A 17,346-nucleotide genomic window follows, 5' to 3' on the forward strand; every position below is an offset into this window, starting at 1 on the left:
CCCCCCCCCCTCGTCATTTGTCAAGGCTGTCGCCCGCGCGCGATGGCAGGTGCAATTCTGTTCACAAATTCCCGAGCAAGCTTTTCATCACACCTGCCACCCAGAAACCTGTAGCCGCCGCAACAATCAGAGCAGCTTTCGGTACCTGTCCTTCGATGAAGAGCTCGTCGGTGCCGTGGTAGCGCGCTGGTTAGACGTCGATTGCGACGAGTTTGTGGCCGTTGTGTTCGATGATGTCGGCGGTGACTTCGTAGACGTGCGAGATGATGTCGGCGGTGACTTCGTCGCGGCTGATGTTGGCGTAGCTGGTGCCGTCGTGAAGAAAGAGAAATTGGTCGCAGTGGCGTAGTGCTACGTTGAGGTCGTGAAGTACGGCGATGACGGCGATGTCGCGCTCAACTGCGAGTTGGCGGACGAGACCGAGCATTTCGTATTGGTTGCGGGGGTCAAGGTTGCTGGTTGGTTCGTCGAGAATGAGGATTGATGGTTCTTGGACGAGCGCGCGTGCGAGTATGACTTTTTGACGCTCACCTCCGGAGAGGGTGCTGATGTCATGGAGTTGTTTGTCTGCCATTCCGACGAGTTCCAGCATGTCGGCGCACATTTGGAGGTCTGATTCGCCGACTGCCCATTGGATGTGTGGTTTTCTGCCGAGGAGGACGTAGTCGAAGGCGGTCATTTGGGTGGCTTCGGAGTGTTGGGCTACGTAGGCGGCAAGTTTTGCCATGTCTTGCCTGTTGAGCGCGGTGGTGGGGGTTCCGTTGAGGGTGATTTCTCCGGTGTGTGGGGTGAGGAGTTTGATGAGGTTTTTGACGAGGGTGGACTTGCCTTCTCCGTTGCGTCCGAGGACGGCCATGCATTCGCCGCGCGCGACTTCGAAGCTGACTCCGCGTAGGACGTGGTTGGTGCCGTACGAGAAGTGGAGGTTGTTGCATGTAATCATGGGTGCGCTGTGTGGCTTCATGCGCGGACTCTCCGTTTGAGTAGGAGGAAGAGGAAGATGGGCGCGCCGACGATGGAGGTTACTGCGCCGATGGGGAGCACGACTGGGCTAATGATGGTGCGGGCGGCGATGTCGGCGAGGAGGAGGAGGGTGGCGCCGCAGAGGGCGGTGCCTGGGAGGAGAAAGCGCATGTCGTTGCCGACGAGGCGTCGAATGATGTGTGAGGCGACGAGTCCGATGAAGCTGATGACGCCCACGAAGGCGACAGAGACTGCGGAGATCAGGGCGCAGACGAGCAGGCTGATGGGTACGAGCACTGGGACGGGTACGCCGAGGCTTTTGGCGGCGTCGGTACCGGCCTCGAAGGCGTTGTAGTTCCAGCGGTTGTACATGAAGTAGGCGAATGCTGCTGCGGCGATGCCTGCGGTGAAGAAGATTTGTGTCCAGCTTGCGCGGCCGAGGGAGCCGAAGGTCCAGTAGACGACTGAGGCGACTTTGATGTCGTCGGCGAAGTATTGGACGAGCGAAGTGCCGGCGCTAAACATTGCGCTCAGCGCCACGCCTGCGAGTACGAGTACTGCGGGGCCAGCGTTGAGTGCGCGCGAAATGAACATGATCACGAGGGTGGTGCCCATGCCTCCGAGGAACGCGAATGCCGTCACGAGGGCGGGGTTGCTAATGCTGACGGCGGCGTCGCCGCTGACGTTATTGACCTGGGCGCCCGCGCCGAAGTAGACGATGGCAACTGCCGCACCAAACGCGGCGCCTTGGGACACCCCGAGCGTTGAGGATGAGGCGAGGGGGTTGCGCAGCACGTTTTGCATGATCGCACCACACATGGCTAAGCACATTCCAACTGTGACTGCGATGCATGCTCGGGGCAGGCGGATGTTCCATACGATGAGTGAGTCGCGCTCCCCGCTCGGATGCAGGAGTGCCCGCAGGACGTCGCCCATCCCCATCTCTGCCGATCCGGCCTTGAGCGAGCCAAGGAAACAGAGGCATAGCAACAGGAACGCCGCCAGTAAGACTGCGTATTTGCGCAGTGTGTGCCGATGGTAGTCGGCAGTACTGGCGGGCCGTTGTGGCTTAGCCGTTGGCTTGGTCACTGAGGTCGATCTTTCCGTAGTACAGGCCACCGGCTTCCATTTCGTCGAAGAAGCTCTTGCCCAGCATGACCTGCATGATTTCTTCGGCCTTCTCTTCCAGATCGATGTCTGCGAACTGCTCGGGGTAGAGCACCTTTCCGGCGTGGTAGGCGTTGATCAGCAGGTAGGTGATGTTTGGCCCGGCTGCGTTGGTTGCCGGCATTGTGTACACCTGGCCGTTTTGGACAGCGCGTAGCCCGTTGAAGTAGTCGGGGCGCAGCTTGTATTCGTCGCGGACCAGGTCAAGGTTGCCTGGGTCGAGGAAGATGACGTCGGGATCCCACTCGGGGATGACTTCCCAGTCGACCTCGGCGCCGTTACGGCCGTTCTCGAACGTCTGCGTTTCTTTCAGCACGTCAGCGACGTTGTGGGCGTCGATCGCGTCGAATGCTGGGAAGTCCACGTAGGTGTAGGCGAACCCGTGTGCGCCGTTGAAGGTTACGGCACCTGTGTAGACCTTCTGTTTGTCTTCTTCAGCGACGCCCGCGACGCGGTCCTTGAGGTCTTTCTTCGCGGTGGCGATGTAGTCGTTGATTTCCTTGGCACGGTCTTCCTTGCCGGTCACTTTTCCGACCATTTCGAGGGTGGTGGCGAAGTCGTCGTCAATAAATCCCTTAGAGAGGTAGCGGATGCTGACGACGGGAATGCCGGTTTGTTTTTGCAGTTCGTCAGCGGCTTCTGCGTTGAAGCCGGCGAGGATGACGTCGGGGTTCGCGGTGAGAATTTCTTCCGGGAAGGCATTGTTTTCGCCGGAGCCGCCGCCTTTACCGATGACGGGTAGTTTCCCAAGCTTGTCCGCGTACACGTTGCTGTAGTCGTACGTTGCGCGTGGGCCGGATTGGTCGGTCTGCTCCGAGCCGACGAGCATGTCCACCAGGTCCATGTAGGCGGCGATGCGCGGCCCCATCGACCCGACCGCGACGACGCTATTGACCTGTTCTGGGATGGTCACTTCGCGGCCCATATTGTCCGTCACGGTGATGGTGGCATCGCTGGCGGTTGTCGTCGGCGCGGCTGTATCTTCCGCGGGACTCGAGCAGCCTGTGAGCGTCAGCGTGACCGCAGCACCGACCGACAGCAATATCTTCTTGAACAACGCACTCTCCTTGGGTTGACCCCTACTCAAAAATACATTCAATTGAATGATACAGTATTTTATGGTTGGCGTTCGTCCACGCGCCAAATTGCGAGCGCGTACGCCATCGTGAGAGTGACGTCAATACGCTTATCGACGCCTTCGCCCGGCAACGCAGCGAGCATCCTCTCTGCAACCTCATCCCCATACTGCGCCCTCGCGCGTTCGGCTTCGTAAGAGACATCGTGGGCGTCGTACTTTCGGGATCGCACACGCGTCTGGTAGCGCAGTTGCGGCAGGTAACCTTGGGATATTAACCAGTCGACGTGCAGCGATCCGCCGAAGGGTTTCGCCACGACACCCGCGTCACGCAATGCTTGCTCAAGTAAACTCGTACTGCGGTACGTTGGCTTATTGACGACACACCACCGCGACGACAACCGCATCAGCGCAGCAACGTCATCAATAGTGTTAACGCCCGGGCTCCTATTCGCGATCACCGCGGAAAACGTACGGCCCGTGAGCGGTTCGGGGATTCCGGCGGACCAGTCGTGTGTGTAAAAGGTGAGGTTTTTCGACGTCGGTGTAGCCCCAATCATCGCCGACGAAATATCGAACCCGTAGCCCTCAGCAATATGCGGTGCCATCTTGCCGAGGTGCCACCCCGGCCCACAGCCGATGTCCAGCACCGTGGAATCCGGTGTGAGCACGTCGAATTCATCCAACACCTCGAGGAGAAGGTCGGGCCCTTCTTCCAGGTTGCGTGCCCAAGTCGGGGCCTGATCATTCCAATATTCGATTGACATATTAACTACCGTAGCGGAAACGCAAACTCGACTTAGGCTTCCGACCTGCGATTGTTTGAATAGAGGTGCCTAATCTCCCAAGGTTTCGGTGTTTTTGGGGAAACCTTGGACGATTAGGCAGCTGTATTCGGCTTGTGGCGCAGGTGCAATTTTGTTCACAAAATCCCGAGCAACCTTTTCAGCACACCTTCCACCCCCGAAAACACGGAACGCCGAAAAACACCGAACCAGCAGCCCCGGGCTACCCCAACAGCGCGTTATCGATGAGGCGCACGCCGTCCACCGTCGCCGCAACCAGCGCCAGGCCAGGACCGGACGTCGGCTGCAGCGTATCTGGATCAACGACCACCAGGTAGTCCAGCGTCACGCCCTCGGAAGCCGCGAGCTCCGCACGCACGGCATCCACGTCCAACGCGCCCGCGTCGACCTGTTCCTGCAGCGTCCGCAGCGAACGCGACAGTGCCAGCGCCTGCGAGCGCCCCGCCTCAGAGAGACGCACGTTGCGGGAAGACTGCGCCAGTCCGTCCGCGGCGCGTGCGATGGGCAGGGTGCGGATCTCCACGTCGTGGTTCAGGTCGTGAACCATCCGGCGCAGCACCGCTACCTGCTGCGCGTCCTTCTGGCCGAAGTAGGCCACGTCCGGTTTGGCCAGGTTGAACAGTTTGTTTACGACGGTCGCTACGCCGTCGAAGTGCCCCGGCCGCGACGCGCCTTCCAGGACGGTGCCCATCTCGCCGGTGCGAACCCAGATCTGCGGCACCCCTCCCGGGTACATCTCCTCGACACTGGGCGCGAACACGATGTCGACGCCGCGCTCCTCGCAAAACGTTGAGTCCGCCTCAATATCGCGTGGGTAGTTGCGGTAGTCGTCGCAGTCGCCGAGGTCGGTGAACTGCAGTGGGTTGAGGAACACGCTGGTAATCAGCGTGTCGACCTCTCCCCGGGCCCGCTCAATCAGCGTGCCGTGCCCGGAGTGCAGCGCGCCCATTGTCGGCACCAGGCCGACGGTCCCGGTCGCTTCGGCGCGCGCCGCGCGCAGTTCTTCAACAGTGGTAATGACTCGCATGGTGGCCTTCCTTAGTCCTCGAACGATTCGGCAGCAGCAGGAAAGTCCCCCTTTTCGACGTCCTCCCGGTACCTCCGCGCGCCCTCCAGCAGCTGCGCGCCCAGGTCCGCATACTGACGTACAAACCGCGGCGTTTTTCCGCCGGCGCGGAACCCGAACGCGTCCTGCCACACGAGCACCTGCCCGTCAGTGCCGTTACCTGCGCCGATGCCGATGGTCGGGATCGGAACCTCGTTCGTTACCCGCGTCGCGATCTCCGAAGGCACCATCTCCAAAACGACCGCGAAAGCACCCGCGGTTGCGACGGCGGTGGCGTCGTCAAGTAGTTGTTGAGCTGCGTCACCGCGACCTTGGACCACGTAGCCGCCGAGCGCGTGCTCGGACTGCGGCGTGAACCCGATGTGGGCACAGACGGGAATGCCGGCGTCGACAAGCGTTTTGATAGTCGGCGCCACCTCGACGCCGCCCTCCAGCTTCACTGCCTGCGCCCCGGTCTCCTTCATGACGCGCACCGCCGCGGCGAGCGCCTGTGCCGGCGACTCCTCATACGTGCCGAACGGCAGGTCAACCACCACAAACGCACGCTGCGTCGAGCGCACCACGGCCGAGGCGAACGTGATCATTTCGTCGAGCGTGATCGGTAGGGTACTGGTGTGGCCGAGCACCACGTTGGCTGCCGAATCCCCGACGAGCAGGAAGTCGATGCCGGCCTCGTCGAAGAGTTGGGCGGTCATGGTGTCGTAGCTGGTCAGAGCTGTAAATTTGCGACCCTCAGCCTTAGCCTGGGCGAAGTAACGAGTACGAAGGCGTTTCATACCGCCTTATATTAGGACGGTGCGTGGCGGTTTGTTGGCGGTTATTGAAAACCGGATGTCCACCATGGTGTACACAAAACCCTTTACAATCGCGCGAAATGCATTAGGTTGTGTAGAAACACTTTCAAAACGGGGGGACACTTTGCGCACCTATACCTTGGCACCACTGCTCGCCGCCACACTGCTCGCTGGCTGCTCCAGCACCACCCTTATCGACGCCCCCTCCGCCCGAACCAACGCCCCTCCCTCGGATGCTTCGGGCGAGAAAGCTTTCGTCTTCGAATCCGGCACCGTCCCCATCGGCGCCTTCGACCCATTCACCCTCGCACCAGAAGACTACTTCGATCCCTGCAACGACATCACCGACGAAGAATTCCGCCGCGCGGGCTTCACCGGCGAAATCAAGCGGAGCACGGACGGGGAGATCGACTCGCCGCATGGGACTTCGGTTTGTACGTTCAGAGATCCTGAGAACCTCACATTTATTGGATTGATGAGTGTGGAGGGAAATCGGAAAGTGGCTGAGGAGTTGGGAGGGGTAGAGGAGAATGTCGTTTCTAAGGTGCTCCCAGAACTATATGCATATCACCGCGGATATTATGTGAGCTTGCCGAATACCTGCATTTCTCAAGTTGATACTGAACGCGGTGGTATCGCAGCTGCTTACTACACGATCGATGAATCTGTCCCTGTGGACGAGCACTGCCGAATTGCGACAGAAGCTATGGAAGCGCTCTATCTATTGGGCAACGAAAATTCTAATCAGGGGGAATAATGACAAGAATTTTGATTGAAGTTAACGACGTTGAAGATGCAGTCAACTCACTGAACTCAACGGTAATGACTCTTAGTGAGAGCATGTTTGGTGGATATGCTTCGCCAGCCTCCACCTTCTCCGCCGTCTCCGGCCTCCGCGAGGCAGGGGAGAAGCACGGGGCGATCTACTCGGAGCACGCTCCACTTGCGACGGACGCGTTTACGGGGAATGTGAAGTCGTCGGCAAAGGTGTTGAAGGTCTGCCTGGACAATACGGTGATGGCGGACGATTCGATTGCGGGCATTGTGAACGCGGTCGGGCTTAGTGGAACGCCTGGGTTGAGTGGTTTGGGTTCCAATCTTGGGATGTCGTCGGCGGCCGCTGTCGCGAAGAGTTACAAGACGCAGCCGTTCAATAACAGTTCGGTGTATGCGTCGACGGATGGGAGCTTCGAGTCGCTAGTGAGCAACATCCTGACCACGAACACAGCGATTCCGTCGGGGTTGGCGTCGAATTGGACGTCGAATGCGCAGCGTATTTACGAGATGGTGGAGGCCATCGCCCCGGCCATTGCGTCCCTGGAATCTTCAGCAGAGACCGAATTTGTGGCCCAGGCGATTGCGCGTCTCCAGCTGATTCAGGCAGCGGGTTCTGAGTACGCAGCCAACTCGGCGGCGCTTGCGGGGAATAACACGGGGTTGGCGGCGTTGGCGTCGTCGTCGCAACTTATGGCGGCGGCAGCTCAGGCTGCGGCGATAGCAGCTGAGGCGGTATCCCCGGCCGCGGTGAAGGCTGTGAAGGAGGCCTTTGTCAGTTCCTACCCGATGTACGTCAACTCGTACCTGCCAGCGACGAACCCGACCTTCGTCAAGCTGCTTCCGGATCTCACCGACGTCACCGGTTCCGACTTCTCCATCAGTGGCCCGCCGAGCCCGACCGCTCCCGAGTTCACGGACGCACCAATGCCGGCGGGGCTTGCCAGCATCTTTGCGAACAACGGTTACACAGATCTCGCCAACGCGCGTGGCCCGCAGGATGTGTTGCAGCAGTTCGGGAAGCCGAACCCGGACATGCTCAACGCCATCGCGTCCGGCGCCACCCCGACCCAGGTTGCCTCCGCCCAGGCCCCGACACTGCCTCCACCAGGTGCGCTGAACGCCCCGGCGGCGAATGTCGCGCCGGGCGCTGGCCTCCATGGCGGTCTCGCCTCCGGTGCAGGCGGGCTCAGCGGTGCGACGACCGGCGCCGCCTCCGCAGCAGGCTCCGGCGTAGGCGCAGGCCAAGGCGCATTCGGTGGCATGCCAATGGGCGGCGCAGGCGGTGGTGGCCGCCATCGCGCCGGGTCACTGCACCAGCAATCAGCAGGGTTCGGCTCCTCAGCAGGCGCAGGCGCAGGCTCAGCCACAGGCTTCGGCTCCAACGCTGGCCTCGCCGGCGGCGGCGCGGGAGGCTTCGCCGGGCGGCCGGGCACCGGGTCGACAGGCGGCTTCGGCGGCCAGACCAGTGCAGCGAGCGCCGCAGGATCTTCCACCAACACCGCAGGTCAGCAAGGTCAGCGAGGCGGCTTCATGGGTGCGCCAATGTCGCAGGGCCGCGGCAAAGATGACAAGAAGCAACGCCCCAAAGCGGTCACCAGTGCCGTCGAGAGGGAGGGCAACATCCACGCCCTTCTTGGCGACGCCCCCTTGGTCAACCCCGGCGTCATCGGCTTCAACGTGCGTGGTCAGTAGGCAGCCCAGCGCGCTGGCGTAGTTCGGCGGCGCGCTCGGGGCGTGGCCGCAGCCGCCAGATGTGTGCGCTCACCGCGGCGCCGATCGCAGCGAGCAGCACCGCCACCGGCCACAGCCCGACCACCACTATCACCACCCATATGGAGGCGCCCATCCCTAACCACAGCAGCCCCAGAATCCGCAGCTTCTGTGCTCGTGTCAGCTGGCCTGAGTAGTAGTCAATAATGAACGGCCCGAACGTGTCGTGGCGGAGCAGGTAGCGCTCCAACCTTGGCGAGCTCCTCGTAAAGCACACCAGCGCAAGCAGCAGAAACGGCGTCGTGGGCAGGATCGGCAACCACACGCCCACCGCGCCCAGGCCAAGCGCCACCAGCCCCACAATCATGTACACGTACCGCATCGTCGCCACATTCTAGCCGGAACATGCAACAATAGTTGTATGACTGCCTGCACTATCCTGTACGCCTCGTTCTACGGCTCCACCAAGGAATACGCCGATGAGCTGGCAAAACGCCTCGGAACTACCGCCGAACCAATCTCCGACGCCGACTTCACCCCCGAAGGTCCCATCGTGGTCCTCGCCCCAATCCACGGCCCGAACAACCCTGGCGCCAGCTTCATCCGCAAGCTCCCTGACCCACTTTTCGACGCCCACTCCGTCTCCCTCGTCACCGTCGGCATGAGCCTGGACGAAGTGGCCGTCGATAAGGACTTTTCCGCGAAACTTTTGGGCAGCCGCGCGGACAGCGTCACCCGCTTTTACCTGCCCGGGCGCATGAACTATTCCGAACTATCCGCTGCTCACGCCGCCACGATGGCGGGCGTCGTCGGCGCTTTGCGGCTCAAACCGCGCAAGTCCGCGAACGACCGCATGATGATTGACACCTATAACAAGGACGTCGACCGCGTCGACTTCACCCGCCTCGCCCCCGTCGAGGCCTGGGTGCGCGACAACAGCTAGCGGATCAAACCGGCCTGCTTTGCCAGGCCTGCGATACCGGCCAGCACCGTAAACACGACGCCGATAATGATGCCGGCTTTCGTGCCGTCATCCATCGGCTCAGCCTTGAAATCCTTGCCCTGCAGGCATGCCTGGAGCGCCATGCCGTCATTGATGGCTGCGGTGTCCTCAGCAATCGAGGAGCCAAACGCCTCACTGACCTGCGACGACTGCTGCAGCTTGGTCAGGTCTGCCTCCGCCAGCTTCTTGGCATCCGCTTGCTGTGCAACCCAAATCCTGACCTCGTTCTGGGTGTGCGTGCCGTTGTTCTTGGTCATGTTGGCGCTGTCGAACTTCAGCGTGCAGTGCGGCTGGTAGTTCTTGTGGCTCATCGTGTTCGACGCAGCATCGGCAGTCGGCGCGAGCATGGAGGCAGCCATCGCAGTAGCGACGACGGTAGCGGTGATCTTTTTCATGATTGCGTCCTTTTCGTATGCAAAAGCTCCGCGGTGGGCGGAGCTCCAATGGGGTTGGGGTACTTACTTGAAGTACTCGGTCAGGAAGCTCAGCACCGGTGCTGGCAGCATGTGGCGGAACTCAGGCGAGAAGGCTGCACCAAGTGCAGCGATACCCAGGAGTGTAGGAACGATGACCGAAAGCCAGTACGCTGCCGCGCGGCCCTCGTGTGGCTCGATCATCGAAGAAAGCCTGTTTTCGAAGCCAGTGGTGTAGTTCTGGCCATTCGCGCAAGCCTGCAGCGCGAGCTTGCCTTCTCCGCGCTCGAAGTCGGAGCGTGTTGAATCCTTGGTACCTTGCAGAAAGTCCTTGCGGGCTTGAAGCTGATTGTCAACCATAGAGGTATTCCGCAGTTTTGCAGCAGCTTCGGTTCGCGTTAGTACTTCTTTAAAGCCGCTCGAGTAGGTGATCGTGCACTTGTTGCCGGAGACAACGGTGGTCACCGAGTAGGCGTCGTCAAGGCTGCTGCCCTTGTCTTCTGCGGCTCCAGCCGCCGGGACGAGCAGGCCGAGGGTCATAGTTGCAGCTACGGCTGCGGTTGCAAACTTCTTCACAGGGGATGCTCCTTGCGTTGACAGTGAACTGTTAAGAATCACTTATCATATTCAGTCAGCCATACGCTTTCCGCAAGCTTCTACCCCCGAACGGTCTACACCTGGGCTTTCAAAACTTCCGTTGACCGAGCAGATTTCGAAGCTTTTCGACGCCAATTCCTCCATCTCACGCCGACCTGCATTGGTCAACGCTAAGAGGTCGACCGGAACGTCTCGCCGGTCGACAGGCAAATGGTCTGGACCCCATGCAATTCTGTTCACGAAATCTCGAACAAAATCGAGAGGACATATCCCACCCGCCAACACCACCACACACCCCACCTCCGGGCCCCACCCACTACACTGTGTATCCATGACTAACGCGAGCGAATCCCCAGCGCACCGTTACGGCGCTGGCCTGGCAAATCAGATTGAGCAGAAGTGGCAGACGTTCTGGAAGGACAACGGCACGTTTAACGCGCCGAACCCGGTCGGCGACCTCGCCACGGGCGACCCACTGCCCGAGGACAAACTGAATGTGCAGGACATGTTCCCGTACCCGTCGGGCGCGGGGCTGCATGTGGGTCACCCGCTCGGCTACATCGCGACGGACGTGTTTGCCCGCTACAACCGCATGTTGGGCAAGAACGTGCTGCACACGTTGGGCTATGACGCGTTTGGTCTTCCGGCGGAGCAGTACGCGATTCAGACGGGTACGCATCCGCGCACCACGACTGAGGCGAATATCCAGAATATGAAGCGTCAGCTGGGCCAGTTGGGTCTGGGCCATGATCCGCGTCGTTCGGTGGCGACGACGGATCCGGAGTTTTATAAGTGGACGCAGTGGATTTTCCTGCAGATTTATAACGCTTGGTTTGATGAGGAGCTGCAGAAGGCTCGTCCGATCGAGGAGTTGGTCCGTGACCTGCTCACGGGCGCCCGCACAACCAAGGATGGCCGTAACTTCCGCGACTTGACGCACGCGGAGAAGCACAAGGCGATTGATGAGTTCCGCTTGGTCTACCTGTCCGATTCGATGGTGAACTGGTGCCCTGGTTTGGGCACGGTGCTGGCGAATGAGGAGGTCACGGCGGAGGGCCGTTCGGAGCGTGGGAACTTCCCGGTGTTCCGCAAGCGGCTGCGTCAGTGGATGATGCGCATTACTGACTACTCGGATCGTCTGCTCGATGACCTTGATCTGCTGGATTGGCCGGAGAAGGTCAAGGCGATGCAGCGTAATTGGATTGGTCGTTCGCGTGGTGCGCAGGTGGCGTTCGCGTCGGAGGCGGGCCCGCTCGAGGTGTTCACGACGCGCCCGGACACCCTGTTTGGCGCCACCTACATGGTGCTCGCGCCTGAGCACCCGCTTGTCGACGCCCTCACGGCCGATGCCTTCCCGGCCGACACGGATGAGCGTTGGATGAATGGGGCGGGGTCGCCGAAGGTGGCCGTCGAGAAGTATAGGGCGGCGATTGCTGCCAAGAGTGACTTGGAGCGGCAGGAGAATAAGGAGAAGACTGGCGTGTTCTTGGGTTCGTTTGCGACGAACCCGGTGAGCGGCAAGCAGGTGCCGATCTTTATTGCTGACTATGTGTTGACGGGCTACGGTACGGGCGCGATTATGGCTGTGCCAGCGCATGATGAGCGCGACTACGAGTTCGCGAGCGTCTTTGGCCTGCCGATTGTGCCGGTGCTTGACGGCGACATCGCAGAAACTGCCTTCACCGGCGACGCGCCGCACATTAACTCGGCGAACGAGCAGGGCCTGGACCTCAACGGCCTGGGTAAGGACGAGGGTATCGCGAAGGCGATCGAGTGGCTGGCCGCCAACGGTGCTGGTGAGGAGAAGATTCAGTACAAGCTTCGCGACTGGCTCTTTGCCCGCCAGCGCTACTGGGGCGAGCCGTTCCCGATCGTGTACGACGAGAACGGCCAGGCGCACGGCCTGCCGGAGGACATGCTGCCGGTCGAGTTGCCGCAGGTGGAGGACTACAACCCGGTGTCCTTCGACCCGGAGGACGCGGATTCTGAGCCGGCGCCGCCGCTGGCGAAGGCCACGGACTGGGTTGAGGTGGAGCTCGACTTGGGTGAGGGCACGAAGAAGTACTGGCGCGACACGAACGTGATGCCGCAGTGGGCGGGTTCCTCCTGGTACCAGCTGCGCTACATCGACCCGACGAACCAGGACGCGTTCTGCGACATCGAGAACGAGCGCTACTGGACCGGCCCGCGCAGCGAGAACGATCCGGGCGGCGTGGACCTCTACGTCGGCGGCGTGGAGCACGCGGTGCTGCACCTGCTCTACGCCCGTTTCTGGCACAAGGTGCTCTACGACCTGGGCTTTGTCTCCTCGAAGGAGCCGTACCGCCGCCTGTTCAACCAGGGCTACATCCAGGCGTACGCCTACACGGATTCGCGTGGCGTGTACGTCCCGGCCGCCGAGGTGGAGGAGAAGGACGGCAAGTTCTACCGCGACGGCGAGGAGGTCAACCGCGAGTACGGCAAGATGGGCAAGTCGTTGAAGAACGCTGTTGCTCCGGATGACATCTGCCGCGATTACGGCGCGGATACCCTGCGTGTGTACGAGATGTCGATGGGCCCGCTGGACACGTCGCGCCCGTGGGCGACGAAGGACGTCGTCGGCGCGCATCGTTTCCTGCAGCGCCTGTGGCGCCTGGTTGTGGACGAGGAGTCCGGCGAGGTCACCGTCACCGACGCCGCGCTCACCGAGGATGACAACAAGCAGCTGCACCGCACCATCGCCGGTGTCCGCGATGATTACGAGCACCTGCGGGATAATACGGTCGTCGCAAAGCTGATTGAGTTCACGAACTACCTGACCAAGACGTACCCGTCGGGCGCCCCGCGCGCGGCGGTCACTCCGCTGGTACAGATGGTTGCGCCGCTCGCCCCGCACATCGCCGAGGAACTCTGGGCAAAACTCGGCCACGCCGACACCATCACGTTCGAGCCGTTCCCGACCTTCGAGGAATCATTCCTTGTCGACGCCACCATCGAACTACCCGTCCAGATCAACGGCAAGGTGAAGGCCCGGATCAACGTCCCGACGGACGCCTCCAAGGAGGACACCGAGTCCCTCGCCCTGGCTGACGAGCGGGTCAAGGAGCTGACCGACGGCAAGAACGTGGTCAAGGTGATTGTGGTGCCGGGACGCATGGTGAACCTGGTCGTTAAGTAAACGTTCAGGAAACGTGTAGGTGCTGCGGAGCGTTTGTGTGTACTGTTGGGCACCATGACTGAACCAAATACACCTAACAACGATCCGCAGAACCCGGGTGGCATCCCGTCCTACCCGGAATACGGCGCGTCGCCTTACGGCCAGCCCTCCAGCCAGCCCTACGGGGAGCAGGCCGATTTCGGTGCGTTTGACGTCAACTCGGCCGCCCAGGCGTCCGACGAGAGCGCGTTGCGTTACCACGGCGCCCAGCTCGCCGTCCCGACGAGCCCCGCAGCCGCCATGCTCGCTAACGACGACGGCTTCGTCGGCATCACGCCCGCCCAGTACGGCGACGGCGTCACCCCGCACCCGATCAGCAACCCGGCCGTCAATGGCGTCGCCCACGAACTGGGCACCGGGAAGCTGTCCGTCGGCGCTGCGCTGAAGTACGGCTTCAAAACCACCTACTCCAACCCGGGCACCTGGCTGGTGCTGGCGTTCGTGTACGCGCTGCTGAATAACATCGGGGCCGTCTTCCAGAGCGACACGGTCAGCGCCCTGGGCATGCTGGCCCTATTCTTCGTCACGCCGCTGTTCCTGGCCGCCGCGCTGCAGCAGACCCTGGTCGGCCCGAAGCAGTTCGTCCTGAAGGACATCAAGTCGGCTGCCTACGGCAAGACGCTGGGTATGTCGGTGGTCGTCGGCATCATCACGACTCTGATCTTCGCCCTGCTCATGGTGATCGGGTTCGTCGCTGGTTTCGCCGGCGCGGACCCGGAGGCGCTCCTGACCGCCTCGAGCGGTGATCTCAGCGCTATCGACCCATCCGCGTTCGTGACCCTATTCGTTGGGATCGGCATCGCGGTGCTGATCATGTTGCTTATCTCGCCGTTCTTCATCTTCCAGTCGTTCTACGCAGCCGACAACAACGGCACTTTCGGCGACGCCTTCAAGGCCGGCTTCACCACAGCGAAGCGCAACTACGGTGGTCTGCTCGGCCTGATGATCGTCTGCGGGATCCTGATGGCCACCGTCTCCGGCAGTGGCGCCGCCTCCAGCGTGGCCGCTTTTGTCTCTCTGGTGTTGGGCACGCTGCTGGCCGCCCCAGCACTCCTGGCGATGGTATACGCCTACCGCCAGGTCTCCGGCGGCCCCGTCCCGCACGAGGTAGCCGTTGCCTAAGCGCAGCACCTACTACACGGCCGTGGCACTGACCGCCGCGGCCGTGCTCTTTTTTACCGTCGGCAAGGCGTACGTTGGCCTGCCCGGGGTGTGGGACACAATCTCCCACGAGGTCCGCCACCTGCGCCTCATCCCCTTCGGCTCCTTCATCTACTACCGAGTCTGGTGGGGGCCGTGGCTCAACCTCATCGGCAACATCGTCCTCTTCCTTCCCGTCGGCTACTTGGCCCGCCTCCGGCTCGGCAAGATCTGGAAGGCCACCCTCTTCTCGATGGTGGCGTCCCTAAGCATCGAAGTAGCCCAGTACGCGCTCGCCGCCGGCTACTCAGATATCGACGACCTCCTCATCAACACCGCCGGCGGCGCCCTGGGCGCTACACTTGCCCACATGCCCAGCTTCACCCGCACTGTCTTCCCCGACGGCGACGAACCCGACGCCCGCTTCACCCTCGCTAACGAGCGCACCTTCCTCGCCTGGACCCGCACTGCGCTGGCATTCCTGGCAGGCGGCATCGCCCTCGGTGCTTTCGACGTCACCGGCATCACCCCAGAGACTCAAACCTTCGCCGCCGCCACCGTGATCGTGATCGGCATGGCCATAGCTGCCGGCGCCGCCATCCGCTGGGTCCGCGTCGAGCGAGCCCTGCGCCACGGCCGTCCCCTGCCCGCCCCCGCGATCGCGCCGCTGCTCGGCGTCGGGATCCTGGTCGCCTCCATCGTCGTGCTGGTAGGCCTGCTCTCGTGACCATCCCCGTCCCGGACCCCGGCCTCCAGCCCGAGCGCACCGCCCTGAGCTGGACCCGCACCGCCCTGGCCATGCTCGTCTGCTCGATGGTGCTCCTGCGCTGGTCCTACGCCTACCCCGTGCCCGTCTTCGGCGCCATCGGGTTACTACTCACGCTCGCGACAGTGCTCATCGCCAGATATCGACGCCTCTACCGCACCGAAGCGCACAACCTCGCCCAGGAGCGCTCCCAACCAAACACGGTTTCCGTCTTCGCCACTGCGTGTGCGCTAGTCGGTCTGGGTGGGTTGGGTCTGTGCCTGGTCCTTGCGCAGTAGGTGTGCGCACCTTTTTCCTACCCGAGGAATCCGCGACCTGGGCAAACGCGCCGGGCCGTGGGCGAAAACAAGGAATTTGGTGTCTTGCAGTGGGGTGCAGTGCCAAACCAAGCAGCTAGTGAAAACCAGCCCTTTTCTGACCAGGCACTATGAACATCTATACCAAGCCTGGCTGCGTCCTTTGGCACTGGCTGCCGATTCTGCGCACCTTTTTCCTGCCAGAGGAATCCGCGACCTGGGGAAACGCGCCGGGCTGCGTGCGAAAACCAGGAATTTGGTGTCTTGTGGCGGGGCGCAGTGCCAAATCACGCAGCTAGGAAAAACTAGCCCTTTTCTGACCAGTCACTATGAACATCTATACCAAAACGAAGTGCGTCCTTTGGCACCAGGCCTACGAAGAAAAGTCGATGGCGATGCACTTCAGCATGTCGTAGCCATCCCCGTTGAGGGCGAACCCGTCGCCGGTGTCCTCGCCGAATCCGAAGGCCTCCAACAGGGCGGTGCCTTCCTTGTAGATGGTTGAGTCGGGAAGGTGGGGGGAGTCGGAGATGAGGTTGAACATGAGTTGGTTCCAGTTTTCGCGGCCGAAGGTCGCGTAGAACCCGCGGGCGATGTTTTCGGCGAAGTCGAATGGGTTGTCGCCGCCGCTGAGCAGCTCGACGCCCTCGTTGGTGATGGTGTAGCGCCCGGTTTGTTCGGCGCGCATGAAGCCGGATTCGACGAAGAAGTTGTGGAGGTGCCTGCGCCAGATGGGGTCGTCGGGGAGGAGTCCGTCCATGAGGTTGTAGAGGGCTTCGGTGATGCCGGTGTAGACGGGGGAGTCGAAGGTTGGGTTGGGCCCGTAGTAGTCCTCGAGGAATTCGCCGATGGCGGCCATGACGGCGGGGTTGCTTTCGGGGTTGGGGTCGATGGCCATGATGTCTTTGAGGTCTTCGCGGTTGGCCAGGTATTCGCGGAGCGCTTCGCGAACGTCTTCGTCTTCTTCGGCGGCAGCCTCGGGGTTCATCATGTTGCGGGCGACCATGGTTTCGACGCTGTAGTACATGCGGTTCGAGATACTGACCGGGTCTGCCTTGGTAAGCCTGTCCACCATGTGGCCCGGCGACATGACGGGCATCGCGGAGAACAGGGTTGGCGTGATGTGCATGTCGGCGGGTTGGCCGGCTGCGAGGCGGACGGCTTCGTCATAGAGCTCGCTCATCATGGCGGGGCCTTTGAGGTGCTCGATGACGTCGGGGCCGAGTGCGGAGATGAGGACGGGGGTCGGGCCTGCGATGGTGGATGGCCCGAGTACTTGGACGTTGATGTTCCAGTTGGCGCCGGCGTCGTAGATGTAACTCATGGTTTCGGGCATGTCTTGGACGGTGAGGTCGTTTTCGTCGTATTCGCCGGCGGCTGGTTGGGCGGTGTAGACGCGTTGTTCGCCGTTGATGTTCCCCGAAAACATGTGTGTTGCTGCGCTCGAGAAGCCGAGGGTGGCGTCGATAATGAGTGCGAGTTCCCCCAGGTACATCGAGTGATCAACATTAATGCATCGTGAAATCTCGGGTCGGGAGTTTTCTACGGTGATTAATAGAGAGATGTTCATGTCGTTC

17 protein-coding genes are annotated in these 17,346 nt (G+C 61.5%); 7 read left to right on the forward strand and 10 right to left on the reverse strand.

The window, feature by feature from the left end; genetic code table 11:
- Window positions 1-190: 190 nt before the first annotated feature.
- The 6 genes from HMPREF3170_RS06255 to panB form a co-directional block, all read right to left on the reverse strand.
- Window positions 191-943 carry an ABC transporter ATP-binding protein gene (locus HMPREF3170_RS06255; RefSeq protein WP_070478723.1) on the reverse strand — a complete coding sequence of 251 codons (753 nt, stop codon included), beginning with the start codon at window positions 941-943 and terminating at the stop codon, window positions 191-193.
- Between the two features lie 17 nt (window positions 944-960).
- Complete coding sequence (locus tag HMPREF3170_RS06260; protein ID WP_070478539.1) at window positions 961-2,052, reverse strand: FecCD family ABC transporter permease; 1,092 nt, start codon at window positions 2,050-2,052, stop codon at window positions 961-963.
- Complete coding sequence (locus HMPREF3170_RS06265) at window positions 2,033-3,187, reverse strand: ABC transporter substrate-binding protein (RefSeq protein WP_070478541.1); 1,155 nt, start codon at window positions 3,185-3,187, stop codon at window positions 2,033-2,035. The genes HMPREF3170_RS06260 and HMPREF3170_RS06265 overlap by 20 nt, the downstream gene beginning before the upstream one ends.
- Window positions 3,188-3,246: 59 nt before the next feature.
- Entirely contained in the window at window positions 3,247-3,972 is a 726-nt protein-coding gene (locus tag HMPREF3170_RS06270) for a class I SAM-dependent methyltransferase (protein ID WP_070478543.1), read from the reverse strand.
- A gap of 241 nt (window positions 3,973-4,213) precedes the next feature.
- The gene (gene panC / locus HMPREF3170_RS06275) at window positions 4,214-5,038 is read right to left on the reverse strand and encodes a pantoate--beta-alanine ligase (RefSeq protein ID WP_070478546.1); all 825 of its coding nucleotides are present in this window, start codon (window positions 5,036-5,038) and stop codon (window positions 4,214-4,216) included.
- An 11-nt stretch (window positions 5,039-5,049) separates the two neighbouring features.
- Entirely contained in the window at window positions 5,050-5,853 is an 804-nt protein-coding gene (gene panB / locus HMPREF3170_RS06280) for a 3-methyl-2-oxobutanoate hydroxymethyltransferase (RefSeq protein WP_070478548.1), read from the reverse strand.
- A gap of 19 nt (window positions 5,854-5,872) precedes the next feature.
- Here panB and HMPREF3170_RS06285 point away from each other — a divergent pair, with 19 nt between their 5' ends.
- Window positions 5,873-6,628, forward strand: coding sequence for a DUF3558 family protein (locus tag HMPREF3170_RS06285; RefSeq protein WP_141742227.1), 756 nt, complete (start codon window positions 5,873-5,875; stop codon window positions 6,626-6,628).
- Window positions 6,628-8,340: a hypothetical protein gene (locus HMPREF3170_RS12060; RefSeq protein ID WP_070478552.1), complete on the forward strand. Its 1,713-nt coding sequence runs from the start codon at window positions 6,628-6,630 to the stop codon at window positions 8,338-8,340. The genes HMPREF3170_RS06285 and HMPREF3170_RS12060 overlap by 1 nt, the downstream gene beginning before the upstream one ends.
- On the opposite strand, the gene HMPREF3170_RS06295 is transcribed toward HMPREF3170_RS12060, so the two are convergent.
- Window positions 8,321-8,740 (reverse strand): YbaN family protein, encoded by a 420-nt coding sequence (locus tag HMPREF3170_RS06295; RefSeq protein ID WP_070478553.1) that lies wholly within the window; start codon window positions 8,738-8,740, stop codon window positions 8,321-8,323. The two genes, HMPREF3170_RS12060 and HMPREF3170_RS06295, sit on opposite strands and share 20 nt — an antisense overlap.
- 39 nt (window positions 8,741-8,779) lie before the next feature.
- Between HMPREF3170_RS06295 and HMPREF3170_RS06300 the strand changes: the two genes are divergently transcribed.
- Window positions 8,780-9,301, forward strand: a complete 522-nt coding sequence (locus tag HMPREF3170_RS06300; RefSeq protein ID WP_070478555.1) for a flavodoxin domain-containing protein — start codon at window positions 8,780-8,782, stop codon at window positions 9,299-9,301.
- Here the strand turns inward: HMPREF3170_RS06300 and HMPREF3170_RS06305 are convergent.
- Together HMPREF3170_RS06305 and HMPREF3170_RS06310 are read right to left on the reverse strand one after the other, a co-directional pair.
- Window positions 9,298-9,756: a hypothetical protein gene (locus tag HMPREF3170_RS06305; protein ID WP_070478557.1), complete on the reverse strand. Its 459-nt coding sequence runs from the start codon at window positions 9,754-9,756 to the stop codon at window positions 9,298-9,300. The two genes, HMPREF3170_RS06300 and HMPREF3170_RS06305, sit on opposite strands and share 4 nt — an antisense overlap.
- 63 nt (window positions 9,757-9,819) lie before the next feature.
- A complete protein-coding gene (locus HMPREF3170_RS06310; protein WP_070478559.1) occupies window positions 9,820-10,350 on the reverse strand; it encodes a hypothetical protein in 531 nt (176 codons plus the stop codon).
- A gap of 352 nt (window positions 10,351-10,702) precedes the next feature.
- Here HMPREF3170_RS06310 and leuS point away from each other — a divergent pair, with 352 nt between their 5' ends.
- Genes leuS through HMPREF3170_RS06330 form a run of 4 tightly spaced genes read left to right on the forward strand, consistent with a single transcriptional unit; the run spans window position 10,703 to window position 15,751 of the window.
- A complete protein-coding gene (gene leuS / locus HMPREF3170_RS06315) occupies window positions 10,703-13,528 on the forward strand; it encodes a leucine--tRNA ligase (protein ID WP_070478560.1) in 2,826 nt (941 codons plus the stop codon).
- A 54-nt stretch (window positions 13,529-13,582) separates the two neighbouring features.
- On the forward strand, window positions 13,583-14,689 hold the full coding sequence (locus HMPREF3170_RS06320) for a hypothetical protein (RefSeq protein WP_141742228.1): 1,107 nt from the start codon (window positions 13,583-13,585) through the stop codon (window positions 14,687-14,689).
- Window positions 14,690-14,732: 43 nt separating this feature from the next.
- Window positions 14,733-15,434 carry a VanZ family protein gene (locus tag HMPREF3170_RS12085; RefSeq protein ID WP_371327491.1) on the forward strand — a complete coding sequence of 234 codons (702 nt, stop codon included), beginning with the start codon at window positions 14,733-14,735 and terminating at the stop codon, window positions 15,432-15,434.
- Window positions 15,431-15,751, forward strand: coding sequence for a DUF202 domain-containing protein (locus tag HMPREF3170_RS06330; RefSeq protein ID WP_070478563.1), 321 nt, complete (start codon window positions 15,431-15,433; stop codon window positions 15,749-15,751). The genes HMPREF3170_RS12085 and HMPREF3170_RS06330 overlap by 4 nt, the downstream gene beginning before the upstream one ends.
- 391 nt (window positions 15,752-16,142) lie before the next feature.
- On the opposite strand, the gene HMPREF3170_RS06335 is transcribed toward HMPREF3170_RS06330, so the two are convergent.
- Complete coding sequence (locus HMPREF3170_RS06335) at window positions 16,143-17,339, reverse strand: IS1096 element passenger TnpR family protein (RefSeq protein WP_083290903.1); 1,197 nt, start codon at window positions 17,337-17,339, stop codon at window positions 16,143-16,145.
- Window positions 17,340-17,346 lie beyond the last annotated feature (7 nt).

The sequence above is a fragment of the Corynebacterium sp. HMSC08D02 genome (genome assembly GCF_001807505.1).
Classification (GTDB): domain Bacteria; phylum Actinomycetota; class Actinomycetes; order Mycobacteriales; family Mycobacteriaceae; genus Corynebacterium; species Corynebacterium pseudogenitalium.